We start from the raw sequence: 13881 nt of genomic DNA, 5'->3' as shown, positions 1-13881 counted from the left end.
TGAAGGCAGCCTCGCCGTCAAATCACGGCGAGCCGTTGCGAGCGACAATACTCAATTCTCGTTGCCGAACCACTCGAAAGTGAGCAAGCAGCATATACGAGCCGATAAATTGGCCTCCGCCAGGCGCGGCTAAGAAGCCGAAAATCCATTCGGAATCTGCCAGACCAACATGACAAACATACGGAATTCTTTGGCGTCTAGGCATTCAGCCAGGTCATAGATGCGCTGGCGACGATAGGAAGCAAAGCCTTCCTATCGTCGCGACGCCCCCCGGGCATGCCGATGGAAGGGGCGTTTCCCGGTGTGCTTGTGCTCAGCTCAAGGAGGATCCATGAGGCGTCGGATGAAGACGAAACCATGGGGATCATCTCGCCGGGTCAGCCCTTTGCTTGTAAGCGATCAAAACCGATCAAGGGCAACGCGCTCGATGGTTCACCCGCAGACATGCGAACGGGTGCGGCCATAGGCAAATAGGTGCCGACCCCATTTTCAGTCGACACCCGATAACATCAGATGATTCCACCACCGCCGGCAACGGATGCCGGACGTTCGGCGGCGACCTTGTCGCGATAGCCGCTCGCACGATAGGCCGCGACCGGATCGATGGCGCCACCGGCCCGGCGGCGTGCTTCGGCAAGGATAGGTTCGACATCGGCGCGGTAAGCGCGCTTCAGTGTTTCCGATGCCATCAGCGCGTCATTCGCATCCTGATATTCGCCGAGCGCATTGCGATCGACGATCAGCGCCTGCGCATAGGCACGGCGGATTTCGTTGGCGCTGGAAATCAGGCTTTCGATCGGGTCCGTGACATTGTGCGACTGGTCGATCATGTGAGCCGGGTTGAAATCGTTGACCCCACGCCGTTCCGCATCGACCAGTTCGTTGAAGACGAGGAATAGGCGATAGGGCTCGATCGCGCCGGCATCGAGATCGTCATCGCCATACTTCGAGTCGTTGAAGTGGAAGCCACCAAGCTTGCCGAACTGGATGAGGCGCGCCACGATCATCTCGATATTGGTATTCGGCGCATGATGGCCGAGATCGACGAGGCAATGCGCCTTGGGGCCGAGCGTCTGCGCAATCAGGTAATTGGTGCCCCAATCCTGGACGACCGTCGAATAAAAGGCCGGCTCGTACATCTTGTGCTCGGAGAACAGCCGCCAATCGTCAGGCAGCGCCTTATAGATATCGGCCATGGCGGAGAGGTAGCGCTCGAACGCCTTGGTGAAATTGGTCTGTCCGGGGAAGTTCGAACCATCTCCCACCCACACGGTCAGCGCTTTCGAGCCGATCGCCTTGCCGATCTCGATGCATTCGATGTTGTGCTCGACGGCCTGGGCCCGGGTTGCCGCGTCGACGTGGCTGAGCGAGCCGAACTTGTAGGAATGCGCCTGACCCGGCACGTCGGAGAAAGTGTTGGAGTTCATGGCGTCGAAGCCGAGGCCAAGCGCCTCGCCCTTCGCCTTGAGCTCGCGCGGATCCGCCTTGTCCCAGGGAATATGCAGCGAGACTTTCGGCGTCGCGCGGGTGAGCTGCTGAATGACCGCACAATCGTCGAGTTTGTCGAAAATGCCACGCGGCTCGCCTGTGCCGGGGAAGCGGGCAAAGCGCGTGCCGCCGGTGCCGACACCCCAGGATGGAACTGCAACGAAGAATTCGGAAACCTTGCGGGTGACAACTTCGATATCGACACCGCGTCGTGCAAGCGCGGCGCCAAGTGCCTCGTAATCGGATTTCAACGCAGCGGCGCGCTTGTCGTTTTCTGCAGCAACCAGATCGGGCGCAATTCTAAACTCGGCCATTCTTTCCTCCCAAACGATGAAGGCCCGCGCCGGCAAATACAGCCGCGGCGCGGGCCGCTTGATATCAGCGCGTGAAGCTTTGCGCGTTGCCGGCATCGACGTTGATGATATTGCCCGTTGATTTGGCGGAAAGGTCCGAGGCCAGGAAGTAGATCGCCTCGGCGATATCCTCGGGCAGGACATTCAACTTCAACATCGAACGCTTGCGGTAATGTTCCTCCAGTTCGTCCACTTCGATCTTCGAGGAAGCGGCGCGCTGCTCGCGCCATTCGCCGTTCCAGATCTTCGAACCACGAAGAACGGCATCTGGATTGACCGTATTCACTCGGATGCCGGCCTCGGCACCCTCCAGCGCCAGGCAGCGGGCCAGATGAATTTCTGCGGCTTTCGCCGTGCAATAGGCGGCGGCATTCGGTGAGGATGCAAGGCCGTTCTTCGACGCGACGAAGACGACGTTGCCGCCGAGGTTCTGGCGGCGGAACAGCCGGAAGGCTTCACGCGAAACGAGGAAGTAACCTGTCGCGAGGATATCCATGTTGCGGTTCCACATCGAAAGCTCCGTGCTTTCGATCGGCGCAGATGATGCGATCCCAGCATTCGAGACCAGGATATCGACACCACCGAACTCGACGCACGCCTCCGCGAAGGAGGAAATGACGGCATCTTCCTTCGTCACATCAAGCTTGACACTGCGCACGGCGTCGGCGCCGAACATTTTTGCAAAATCCGCCTGGGTGCCCTCAAGTGCTGCCTGGTCGATGTCAGCCAGAACGACGCAGGCGCCCTCGCCCACCAAGCGAGCAGCGGTAGCGCGGCCGATGCCGCCGGCACCGCCGGTCACAAAGGCGACGCGCCCGGCAAGGCTTTTCGGCTTGGGCATGCGCTGCAGCTTTGCCTCTTCCAGCAGCCAATATTCGATATCGAAGGCTTCCTGCTCCGGCAGGCCTTGATATTCGGAAACGGTGGAAGAACCGCGCATGACGTTGATAGCGTTGACGTAGAACTCGCCGGCGATACGGGCGGTCGCCTTGTCACGGGCAAAGGAAAGCATGCCGACGCCGGGAACGAGGAAGATCACCGGGTTCGGATCGCGCATGGCAGGCGAGTTGTCATGCTTGCAATCATTGTAGTAGCGCGCGTAATCGGCGCGATAGTCTTCCAGTGCCTTGTCGAGACCGGCAATCACGGCTTCGACGTCGGGCTTTGCCGGATCGAAATCGACGATCAACGGGCGGATCTTGGTGCGCAGGAAATGATCCGGGCAGCTCGTGCCGAGCGCGCCGAGCGGGCGAAGATTCTTCGAATTGACGAATTCGAGTACGGCGCCCTGATCGTCGAAATCGCCGAGCTTGCGCTCGGCCTTGCCGATGCGGCCGCGGATTTCCGGCATCAGCCGGGCGGCGACGGCACGGCGTTCCGCCAGCGGCAGGCTTTCGACGACAGCGCCACCGAAAACCGTCTTGCCTTCGGTCTTGGCGGCAAACCATTCGATCGCCTTGTTGATGATGGCAAGCGTCAGTTCGTAGCAGGTCTTGGCGTCATCGGCCCAGGTGAAGAGGCCATGGCTTTCGAGGACAACGCCCTTGGCATTGGGATGCGCCTTGACGAAGGCTTCAAGATCGAGCCCGAGCTGGAACCCAGGACGGCGCCAGGACAGCCAGCCGATTTCGTCGCCAAAAATTTCGCGCGTCAGTTCACGCGAATTCTTCGCAGCGGCAATGGCAATGATGGCATCAGGATGCATGTGGTCGACATGGGCGAAGCGCACGAAGCCGTGCAACGGCGTATCGATGGAGGCGGCGCGCGCATTCAGATTGAAGGTACAATGCGGCAGGAAGCCGACCATGCGATCCTCGTCTGCAACACCCTGATAGATATTCTTCAGGCTATCGAGCTTGTCCTGATAGAGCGTCGCGAAGCCATCGAGCTTGATGGTACCGACATCGCCGCCAGAACCCTTGACCCACAGTACCTTGACCTTTTCGCCAGAAAGCGGATCGGTTTCCATGACCTTGGCCGACGTGTTGCCGCCACCGTAGTTGGTGATACGCTTGTCTGCACCGAGCAGATTCGAGCGATACAGCAGTTTGCCCGGCTCATCGAGGCCGGCCGCATATGCATCATCCCAACGGTTCTTCAGAAGCTGAACGTCAGCCGCCATGTCATCCTCCCTTGAAATCAAGTCTTGTAGATCAAGCCTTCGGGCGGTTCGGATCGTGATAGAGCCGCCCTTTGTGAGCAGGGTATCGCTCACACTTCATCACCTTGTCAATCGAAAACGATCAAAACCGATAATGTTGCGATGCAATATGAAAGATTATGATCGTTTGTGATTGACACATTGTCATATTTGCGAAATAACCGCCAATACGGAGGAACCAATGCACGAACGTGAACGCCATCGCATTATTCTGAGCGCCGTACAGGAAAAGTCTGTCGTGACGATTCAGGATATTTCCGAGCTCACCGAAGCTTCGGAAGCGACGATACGTCGTGATATCGCTGCCCTGCATGTACAGGGAAAGATCCGGCGCGTACGCGGCGGCGCGGAATCGATCCACCCTCCACAGCTCGGCAATCTGGCGGCGCGGCCGTTCCGCGTATCCGAAGCCGTCAATATCGATAGGAAACGCGCAATTGCGCGCAAGGCTGCCGAGCTTTGCAATCCCGGCGACGCAATCATCATCAACGGCGGCACGACGACGTTCCAGCTCGTGCACTATATCTCGGCCTTCCGGCTGCAGGTGATGACCAACTCTTTCGCTATTGCAGAACATCTGATCAAGCATTCGAAGAACACGGTGACGGTGCCGGGCGGCGCGATCTATCGCGAGCAGAGCCTGATCCTCTCGCCCTTCGATAACGACACCATCCGGAACTTCTATGCGCGACGCATGTTCATCGGTGCGCAGGGTGTCGGCCCGCTCGGCATCATGGAAGCCGATGCGCTGGTCATCCAGAGCGAACAGAAGCTCATGCGCCAGGCAGACGAACTCGTCGTCATGGTGGATTCGAGCAAATTCCGTCAGCGCTCAAGCCTGATCCTGTGCCCGCTCGAACAGGTCTCGACCATCATCACCGATGACGGCATCTCGGCCGACACGGTGCGAATGATCGAAGATGCGGGCATTTCGCTCATCATCGCAAATGTTTCGGCTGAGGCCGAGGAGGAAGATTCCCCATCGGTCGCATGAAACGCGCGGCTCAGGTGGGGTGAGCATGCCTATTAACTTTGGGAGGAAGTGACATGAATATTGCAAAGAAATTGGCGATCGGCGTCGCGCTCGCCGCAACGCTTTTCGCCGGCGCGGCCAGTGCAAAGGACATCAAGATCGGTCTCGTGGTGAAATCGCTGGGCAACGGCTTCTTCGAAGCCGCCAACAAGGGCGCCCAGGAAGCTGCCAAGGATCTCGGCGGCGTGCAGGTGATCTACACCGGCCCGACCTCGACCACGGCCGAAGGCCAGATCGAAGTGATCAATTCGCTGATCGCGCAGGGCGTCGACGCCATCGCGATTTCCGCAAACGATCCCGATGCAGTCGTCCCGGCACTGAAGAAGGCCACTCAGCGCGGCATCAAGGTCATTTCCTGGGATTCCGGCGTTGCCAAGGCCGGCCGTATCCTGCAGCTGAACCCCTCATCCAATGAGTTGATCGGCAAGATGTGCCTGACGCTCGCCAAGGATCATCTTGACGGCGGCAAGGGCGACTTCGCCATCCTGTCTGCGACAACAACGTCGACGAACCAGAACATCTGGATCGGCGAGATGAAGAAGCAGCTCAAGGATTTCCCGGGTCTCAACCTCGTCACGACCGTTTATGGTGACGATCTCTCGGACAAGAGCTATCGTGAAGCCCAGGGCCTCCTGACCTCGCATCCGGAAGTCAAGGTCATCGTTGCTCCGACCACCGTCGGCGTGCTCGCCGCGTCGCAGGCCGTCAAGGATGCCGGCAAGATCGGCAAGGTCTACGTGACCGGTCTTGGCCTGCCGTCCGAGATGGCCGGCGCGATCAAGTCCGGCGCAACGAAGGAATTCGCGATCTGGAACCCGATCGATCTCGGCTATTCCGCAACGCAGATCGCCTATCGCCTCGTCAAGGGCGAGACCGACGGCAAGCCGGGCAGCGAGATCAATGCCGGCCGTATGGGCAAGATCAAGGTTGGCGAAAACGGCGAAGCCGCCATGGCCGATCCGTTCGTCTACAACGCTTCGAACATCGATCAGTTCTCCAAGGTTTTCTGATCGAAACAAGCATCCGCACCTCTCCGGCGGCGTCAGCCGCCGGACCTGGCTTCATTGATCCGGTACATTGCTGATGACCACAGTCCTTCAACGACCCCTAGCGGACGCACCTGCCGCGAACAGTCAGGCGATCCTGGAAATGCGCGGCATTTCCCAGATCTTCCCCGGCGTAAAAGCGCTGGATGGCGTCAGCATTTCGCTTTACCCCGGCAAGGTCACCGCTCTGATCGGCGAGAACGGCGCGGGCAAATCGACCCTCGTCAAAATCCTGACCGGCATCTATCGTCCGAACGAGGGAGAAATTCTCGTCGATGGCAGGCCGACAACTTTCGCCAATGCCCAGGCCGCCATCGATGCGGGCGTCACCGCCATTCATCAGGAGACGGTGCTCTTCGACGAGCTGACCGTTGCCGAAAACATCTTCCTCGGTCATGCACCGCGCACGTCCTGGCGCACCATCGACTGGAAAACGATGAACAGCCGGTCGAAGGAGCTTCTTCAATCCCTTGAAAGCGCCATCGATCCGACAATTCGATTGAAGGACCTCTCCATTGCGCAACGCCATCTTGTAGCGATCGCGCGCGCCCTGTCGATCGAGGCCCGCATCGTCATCATGGACGAGCCCACCGCCGCACTTTCGCGCAAGGAGATCGACGATCTCTTCCGTATTGTGGAAGGCCTGAAGGCGAAGGGCAAAGCCATTCTGTTCATCAGCCACAAGTTCGATGAACTCTATGAAATCGCCGATAATTTTGTCGTTTTCCGCGACGGTCGTGCCGTTGGTCACGGCGATCTGAAAGCAACGCCACAGGACGAGATCGTTCGCATGATGGTCGGTCGCGACGTCAAGGACGCTTTCCCGAAGATGCCTGTCACCATCGGCGACACGGTTCTCGAGGTGGAGAAATACTGTCACCGCACGGAGTTCCGCGACATTTCCTTTAAGCTGCGACGCGGCGAGATCCTTGGCGTCTACGGCCTGATCGGCGCTGGACGCTCGGAGCTTTGCCAATCGCTCTTCGGCATCACCAAGCCGCTCTCAGGTCGCCTGACGCTCGACGGTCAGGAAATCCAGGTGCGGTCGCCGCAGGACGCCATCGGCGCGGGCATCGTCTACGTGCCGGAAGAGCGTGGCCGCCACGGCTTGGCGCTGCCGATGCCGATCTATCAGAACATGTCGCTGCCGTCGCTCGGGCGCACCTCGCGCAAGGGCTTCCTGAAGGCTGCCAATGAGTTCGCCCTCGCCCGGAAATATGCTGAACGGCTCGATCTTCGTGCAGCCGCCCTGTCCGTGCCCGTCGGCACGCTCTCAGGCGGCAACCAGCAGAAGGTGGTCATCGGCAAATGGCTGGCGACACAGCCGAAGATCATCATTCTCGACGAGCCCACAAAGGGCATCGATATCGGCTCGAAGGCAGCCGTCCACGGCTTCATCAGCGAGCTTGCGGCCGAAGGGCTCAGCATCATCATGATCTCCTCCGAACTGCCAGAGATCCTCGGCATGTCGGATCGTGTGCTGGTCATGAAGGAAGGCCTGTCCGCTGGCCTGTTCGAGCGCGAGGGGCTGACGCCGGAAACTCTGGTGCGTGCCGCGACGGGCAACGCATAGAACGTTCTGGCATTTCTTCGATCTGCCAGAACGCTCGTACTGTTTGTTTTTGCCGCATTTATGCGACGCCAGGTGAAGCCATCCGGCTGCATAATGCTCAAGGGAGGACAGGATGCCACGCATCCTCAAAAAGCGCGAAACATTGCTCGCCATCATCATCGCCGTGATGATCGCCGGCTTCGCCACGCGCGCGGCCGGCTTTGCCGAACCCGCCAATCTCGCCAATATCTTCAACGACACGTCGATCCTCATCATCCTGGCCCTCGCCCAAATGACGGTGATCCTCACGAAATCGATCGACCTGTCCGTCGCCGCCAACCTGGCGCTGACGGGGATGGCGGTTGCGATGCTGAATGCAGCCTATCCCGATGTCCCGCTGGCCGCATTGATCGTGATGGCAATCCTGATGGGCGCCGTTCTTGGCGCCATCAATGGCTATCTCGTCTGGGCACTGGAAATCCCGCCGATTGTCGTCACACTCGGTACCCTGACAATCTATCGCGGCATGGCCTTCGTGTTGTCGGGCGGCGCATGGGTCAATGCGCATCAGTTCACACCGATCTTCCTCAACGTACCGCGCACGCCGCTTCTTGGGCTGCCGGTGCTTGCCTGGATCGGCATCGCGATCATGCTGATGATGTATCTGGTGCTGCGCCATACCCAGTTCGGCCGCTCGGCCTATGCGAGCGGCGGCAATCCGGTCGCGGCGATCTATGCCGGCATCGATGTTGGCTGGACCCGCTTCCTCGCCTTCGTTCTCTCCGGCGCACTCGCCGGGTTGAGCGGCTATCTGTGGGTGTCGCGCTATGCCGTCGCCTATGTCGATATCGCCAACGGTTTCGAGCTCGATAGCGTGGCGGCCTGCGTCATCGGCGGCATTTCGATCGCAGGCGGCGTCGGTTCAGTCGCCGGCGCAGTGTTGGGCGCGCTCTTCCTCGGCGTCATCAAGAATGCGCTCCCGGTCATCGGTATCTCGCCGTTCACGCAGATGGCAATATCGGGCACCGTCATCATCCTTGCCGTCGTCTTCAACGCCCGCCGCGAACGCAACCGCGGCCGCATCATCCTCCGGGATCAGGCCGCAAAAGACACCGCCAGTGAGGGAGCAATCGCATGAGCAACGGTTTGCAAGCAGCAACGGCGGAAAAGCGCGCCATTCCGGATCGCCTCGGCACTCCTTTCAAACGCATCTTGTCGAGCTGGGAAACGCTGCTCTTCGGGGTTGCGGTCGCGATCTTCATCTTCAATTCGCTGGCCTCGCCCTATTTCCTCGATCCCTTCAACCTTTCGGACGCCACCTTCAACTTCACCGAAAAGGCGATGATCGCCTTTGCCATGGCACTGCTCGTCATATCAGGTGAAATCGACCTCTCGGTCGCAGCCATCATTGCGCTTGCCTCGACGGCGATGGGGGCAGCGGCTCAATTGGGCGTCGGCACATCAGGCCTTGTCGCGATCGGTCTCGGCGTTGGCCTCGTCTGCGGCATCTTCAACGGCTTCCTGGTTTCCGTGATGAAGCTGCCGTCGATCGTCGTCACCATCGGCACGATGAGCCTGTTTCGCGGCATTTCCTATATCGTGCTCGGCGATCAGGCCTATGGCAACTACCCCGATAGCTTCGCCTATTTCGGCCAAGGCTATGTTGTCTGGGTCTTCTCCTTCGAATTCGTGCTGTTCATTGTACTTGCGATCGCTTTTGCAATCCTGCTGCATGCGACGAATTTCGGCCGGCAGGTTTATACGATCGGCAACAATGATTTCGCCGCGCGCTTCTCCGGAATTCCGGTCGAGCGGGTGAAGTTCATCCTGTTTCTTCTGACGGGCATCATGAGTGGCATCGCCGCCATCTGCCTCACCTCGCGCCTTGGATCGACTCGCCCCTCGATCGCGCTTGGCTGGGAGCTGGAGGTGGTGACGATGGTTGTGCTTGGTGGCGTGTCGATCCTCGGCGGCTCAGGTACGATCGGTGGGGTCGTCATCGCCGCCTTCGTAATGGGCCTTGTCACCTTCGGCCTCGGCCTGCTCAACGTGCCGGGCATCGTCATGTCGATCTTCATCGGCCTTCTCCTCATCATCACCATCGCGCTGCCGATCGTTGCCCGGCGCATCAGGACCATGAGCTCCAAATGACATCAGCTCTCGAACGCCACGCCTTCAAGATGACGCTCAATCCGGGCATGGAAGCGGAGTATAGAAGACGCCACGACGAAATCTGGCCCGAGCTGATCGAATTGCTGCATCAGGCGGGAGCGAGCGACTATTCCATCCATCTCGACCGCGAGACGAACACGCTTTTCGGCGTGCTGACACGGCCAAAGGATCACACCATGGCGAGCCTGCCGGAGCATCCTGTCATGAAGAAATGGTGGGCACACATGGCCGACATCATGGCGACCAATCCCGATAATTCGCCCGTCCAGAGCGATCTCGTCACGGTCTTCCATCTGCCATGACCGACACGAAAGCCTACCGGCGTATCGCCGTGATCGACATCGGCAAGACCAATGCCAAGGTTGTCGTGCTGGAGGCCGAAACGGGCAGCGAAATCGCTGGTGTCAAAACCAGCAACAGCGTCGTGAAGACCGGCCTCTATCCGCACTATGATATCGAACGGCTATGGTCCTTTATCATCGAAGCCCTGAAGGGTTTTGCAACTGTTCCCGGCTTCGATGCGATCTCCATCACGACGCATGGCGCGTCGATGGCGCTCCTCGACGCCGATGGCAATCTCGCACTGCCGGTTCTTGACTATGAATACACCTACCCGCATCCCATTCGGCAGGCCTATGGCGAGTTTCGACCGGCTTTTACGGAAACCTTCTCGCCAAGCCTCTCCGGCGGCCTGAATGTCGGAGCGCAGATCCACTTCCAGAAAAACGCATTTCCCGAGGAATTCGCGCGCGTAGCAACCATCCTGACCTATCCGCAATACTGGGCCTTTCGCCTGACCGGCACTGCCGCCAACGAGATGACCTCGCTCGGATGCCATACCGACCTCTGGAATCCGACGAGCGGAGACTATTCATCCCTCGTCGCCAGGCTAGGCATTCGTGCACTGATGGCGCCGGTACGCTCAGCATTCGACGCTCTCGGGCCAATCCTGCCTCAACTTGCCGGGCAAATCGGCCTTGCGGAGCCGGTTCCAGTCTATTGCGGCATTCACGATTCCAACGCATCGCTGCTACCGCATCTGATCGAAAACGAAGCACCTTTCGCCGTCGTGTCGACGGGAACATGGGTGATCAGTTTCGCGGTCGGCGGCGATCTCGAACATCTCGATCCCAAACGCGACATACTTGCCAATGTCGATGCCTATGGCCGCGCTGTGCCGTCGGCTCGTTTCATGGGCGGCCGCGAGTTCGAGATCCTGGCGGCAGAGATCGGCACGGCGCCAGCCGATACCATCGAGGTTGCGCTTGAAAGGGTGATCGAAAAAGGCCTCATGCTGCTGCCCAATGTGGTCGAAGGATCCGGCCCCTTTCCGGGCAGGACCAGATGCTGGATCGGCGACGCGACGGATCAGGCAGAGCAGCTTGCCGCCGTCAGTCTCTACCTTGCGCTGATGACAGAAGCCTGCCTCGCTTTGATTGGCGCAAAAGGGCCAATCTTCGTCGAAGGTCCCTTTGCCTTCAATCGCGCCTATCTCACCGCCCTCTCCGCGGTCACGACAAGGGAGGTCATTGCCTTGCCGGGTTCGACAGGAACCAGCCAGGGAGCTGCCCTTTTGACGGGTATCCGCCCCTCTGCATCGGCGGAGAATGCGCCGATCCGCGCCGAACTTCGCGGCTTGGAGCGTTACCGGCAAGCCTGGCACGATGCTCTGAGCAATTAAACAGCAATGCTGTCAAGTTCCGCAGCAGCAATATCGGCGACCTGCAAGGTCGGCCTGATATGCTCGTCCGCGCCATCCTCGATCAACCATGCCGCCGAAAGACCTGCCCAGGCAACAATCCACTGCAGCAGGCGTCGACGTTCGAGCCGCGCTGCATCGGTGACGACGTCGACCTGGCGCGCGAGACGGCCAGGCGTGGTGGCGACCGCATGGTCCGGGTTGCAGAAGAGGTTGGCATAGTCAAAGCCACGCTCACCAACGAGGCCCTTCGGATCGATCGCGAGCCAGCCGCGCTCTGCGAAGTCCAGAAAATTGCCGTGATGAACATCGCCGTGCAGCGTAACGATATCGCGAGGCTCTGCCAGCAGCGCACGGGCGATGGCTGCGGATCGCGCGAAGGCACCGCCCTCGCGGTTGGCCGCTTCTTCGAGCGAACGAAAACGATGTGCCAGCGGGATCAGCGACGGCAAAAGCGACCCGCGCGGGGCGTGAAGGCCTGCGACGGCCCGGCAGATGATACGGCTTGCCTCGTCATCTCCGCCATTTCTGGCCATGTCGATCAGAGACCGTTCGCCGGTTGCGCGCTCGAGCAGGATCGCATCGCCCTGATGTTCGAGAACATGCGCGGCGCCGACACCGTTCCACCAGACCATGAGCGCCGCACCCAATTTCTCCTCGGGCGCGACCGCAAACTTGAGCATGGCCGTCTTGCCATTTCGCCGCACCGGGAAAAGCCTGCTCGAATGCGTCACGATCGGCTCGCCATCAAGAGAGAGGCTCCAAAGGTCAAGATAGGCTTTCGCAGCATCATTTTCGGTCATACGGATATCCGGCTCCTCCTCGCGGATCAGGTCGTTCGGCATTTCCGGTTCCGATCGGCGTCGCAATTTTTTCCGGTTCCGGGGCGACCGTCTCGGTCCTTCGACCCGCCATACGCCATCGATGTTTCAGGTAGGTGTTGACGAGCAGGATACAACAACCATCCCTCGTCAAAACGACACGAAAAATCGTCAAAATTGCTGCCGCGACGGTTATTTTCTTGCGGAATCGTCGCAACATTTCTACAGAAAATACTCTTATGAGCGCTTTCGAGGTCAAAAATGGCCGAAGGCAATCATCGGCTTCGATGCCAGTCCTGTCTTCTTCAAGAAAGCGTCCTACGGCAGTTTGCGCTTCAAGACGGGCTAGGGGGGTTACAAGGGTGCTGCCGCGCCCATCCAAGGAGAGATAATATGAGTCTGAAGACATTGACGGCCGCGACCTTCGTCGCTTCGCTGGCCTTCGCACCTCTCGCACATGCAGATATCACGATCGGCCTTATCGCGCCGCTGACCGGTCCGGTCGCCGCTTACGGCGAGCAGGTCAAGAATGGCGCACAGACCGCCGTCGACGAAATCAACAAGAGCGGCGGCGTTCTCGGCCAGAAGCTCGTTCTGAAGCTCGGCGACGATGCCGGCGACCCGAAGCAGGGTGTTTCCGTCGCTAACGGCTTCGTCGGCGACAGCATCCACTTCGTCGTCGGCCCGGTTACGTCGGGCGTTGCCATCCCGGTTTCCGATGCGCTCGCCGAAAACGGCATCCTGATGGTCACGCCGACTGCAACGGCTCCGGATCTGACCAATCGCGGTCTGACCAACATCCTGCGCACCTGCGGCCGCGACGACCAGCAGGCGACTGTTGCTGCCAACTACGTCGTGAAGAACCTCAAGGGCAAGAAAATCGCCATCCTTGACGACAAGGGCGCCTATGGTAAGGGCCTGTCGAAAGCCTTCAAGGACACCCTCAATAAGGGCGGTGTGACCGAAGTGGTCGACGACTCTCTTACCCCCGGTGAAAAGGACTACAGCGCCCTGACAGCGAAGCTGAAGCAGGCTGGTGTCGAAGTCATCTACTTCGGCGGCTATCATCCGGAAGCCGGCCTCCTTGCCCGCCAGCTGCATGACATATCCGTCAAGGCACAGATCATCGGCGGCGACGGCCTCTCCAACACAGAGTACTGGGCAATCGCCAACAGCTCGGCTGCCGGCACGATCTTCACCAACGCCTCGGACGCGCTGAAAAATCCGGATTCGAAGGACGCAGTTGCCGCCCTCAAGGCACGCAACATCCCGGCGGAAGCCTTCACGCTCAACGCCTATGCCGCCGTACAGGTACTGAAGGCTGGCATCGAGAAGGCTGGCAAAGCTGACAGCGCCGACGCAGTCGCCACCGCACTGAAGAAGGGCGAAGCCATCGATACCGCCATCGGCAAGGTTACCTATGGCGAAGCCGGCGACCTGACTTCGCAGAGCTTCTCGCTCTTCAAGTGGGAAGACGGCAAGATCGTTTCGGCCGAATAAGCCGTTACATCAACGCTTTGCAATTAAGCCGGGCCATTTGTGGCCCGGCTTTTTTT

General features: G+C 59.5%; 12 protein-coding genes. 8 read left to right on the top strand and 4 right to left on the bottom strand.

Translation table 11 applies throughout. The features are described from left to right. Positions 1–509: 509 nt before the first annotated feature. Together rhaI and GGD46_RS22530 are read right to left on the bottom strand one after the other, a co-directional pair. On the bottom strand, positions 510–1802 hold the full coding sequence (gene rhaI, locus GGD46_RS22535; RefSeq protein WP_184708139.1) for an L-rhamnose catabolism isomerase: 1293 nt from the start codon (positions 1800–1802) through the stop codon (positions 510–512). Positions 1803–1866: 64 nt separating this feature from the next. Next, the gene (locus tag GGD46_RS22530; protein ID WP_184708137.1) at positions 1867–3963 is read right to left on the bottom strand and encodes a bifunctional rhamnulose-1-phosphate aldolase/short-chain dehydrogenase; all 2097 of its coding nucleotides are present in this window, start codon (positions 3961–3963) and stop codon (positions 1867–1869) included. Between the two features lie 220 nt (positions 3964–4183). On the opposite strand from GGD46_RS22530, the gene GGD46_RS22525 reads away from it, so the two are divergent. The 7 genes from GGD46_RS22525 to GGD46_RS22495 all read left to right on the top strand — a co-directional run bounded on the left by GGD46_RS22525 (position 4184) and on the right by GGD46_RS22495 (position 11486). Further along, positions 4184–4996 carry a DeoR/GlpR family DNA-binding transcription regulator gene (locus GGD46_RS22525; RefSeq protein ID WP_184708135.1) on the top strand — a complete coding sequence of 271 codons (813 nt, stop codon included), beginning with the start codon at positions 4184–4186 and terminating at the stop codon, positions 4994–4996. A 53-nt stretch (positions 4997–5049) separates the two neighbouring features. Further along, positions 5050–6045, top strand: a complete 996-nt coding sequence (gene rhaS, locus GGD46_RS22520) for a rhamnose ABC transporter substrate-binding protein (RefSeq protein ID WP_184708133.1) — start codon at positions 5050–5052, stop codon at positions 6043–6045. Positions 6046–6118: 73 nt separating this feature from the next. Next, on the top strand, positions 6119–7654 hold the full coding sequence (locus GGD46_RS22515) for a sugar ABC transporter ATP-binding protein (protein ID WP_184708132.1): 1536 nt from the start codon (positions 6119–6121) through the stop codon (positions 7652–7654). Positions 7655–7766: 112 nt separating this feature from the next. After that, positions 7767–8771 carry an ABC transporter permease gene (locus tag GGD46_RS22510; protein ID WP_184708130.1) on the top strand — a complete coding sequence of 335 codons (1005 nt, stop codon included), beginning with the start codon at positions 7767–7769 and terminating at the stop codon, positions 8769–8771. Continuing rightward, complete coding sequence (locus GGD46_RS22505; RefSeq protein ID WP_184708128.1) at positions 8768–9784, top strand: ABC transporter permease; 1017 nt, start codon at positions 8768–8770, stop codon at positions 9782–9784. The genes GGD46_RS22510 and GGD46_RS22505 overlap by 4 nt, the downstream gene beginning before the upstream one ends. Continuing rightward, positions 9781–10107 (top strand): L-rhamnose mutarotase, encoded by a 327-nt coding sequence (rhaM, locus tag GGD46_RS22500; RefSeq protein WP_184708126.1) that lies wholly within the window; start codon positions 9781–9783, stop codon positions 10105–10107. Before GGD46_RS22505 ends, rhaM begins: the two co-directional genes overlap by 4 nt. Next, entirely contained in the window at positions 10104–11486 is a 1383-nt protein-coding gene (locus GGD46_RS22495; RefSeq protein ID WP_184708124.1) for an FGGY-family carbohydrate kinase, read from the top strand. Before rhaM ends, GGD46_RS22495 begins: the two co-directional genes overlap by 4 nt. Here the strand turns inward: GGD46_RS22495 and GGD46_RS22490 are convergent. Together GGD46_RS22490 and GGD46_RS22485 are read right to left on the bottom strand one after the other, a co-directional pair. Continuing rightward, positions 11483–12307 carry an aminoglycoside phosphotransferase family protein gene (locus GGD46_RS22490; protein ID WP_184708302.1) on the bottom strand — a complete coding sequence of 275 codons (825 nt, stop codon included), beginning with the start codon at positions 12305–12307 and terminating at the stop codon, positions 11483–11485. The two genes, GGD46_RS22495 and GGD46_RS22490, sit on opposite strands and share 4 nt — an antisense overlap. Then, positions 12294–12734, bottom strand: coding sequence for a hypothetical protein (locus GGD46_RS22485; protein ID WP_184708122.1), 441 nt, complete (start codon positions 12732–12734; stop codon positions 12294–12296). Before GGD46_RS22485 ends, GGD46_RS22490 begins: the two co-directional genes overlap by 14 nt. Between GGD46_RS22485 and GGD46_RS22480 the strand changes: the two genes are divergently transcribed. Beyond that, positions 12719–13825: a branched-chain amino acid ABC transporter substrate-binding protein gene (locus GGD46_RS22480; protein WP_184708120.1), complete on the top strand. Its 1107-nt coding sequence runs from the start codon at positions 12719–12721 to the stop codon at positions 13823–13825. The genes GGD46_RS22485 and GGD46_RS22480 overlap by 16 nt on opposite strands. Positions 13826–13881 lie beyond the last annotated feature (56 nt).

It is taken from the genome of Martinezella lusitana (assembly GCF_014207095.1).
Lineage (GTDB): Bacteria > Pseudomonadota > Alphaproteobacteria > Rhizobiales > Rhizobiaceae > Rhizobium > Rhizobium lusitanum_B.
This window is presented reverse-complemented; position numbering and strand designations above follow the sequence as displayed.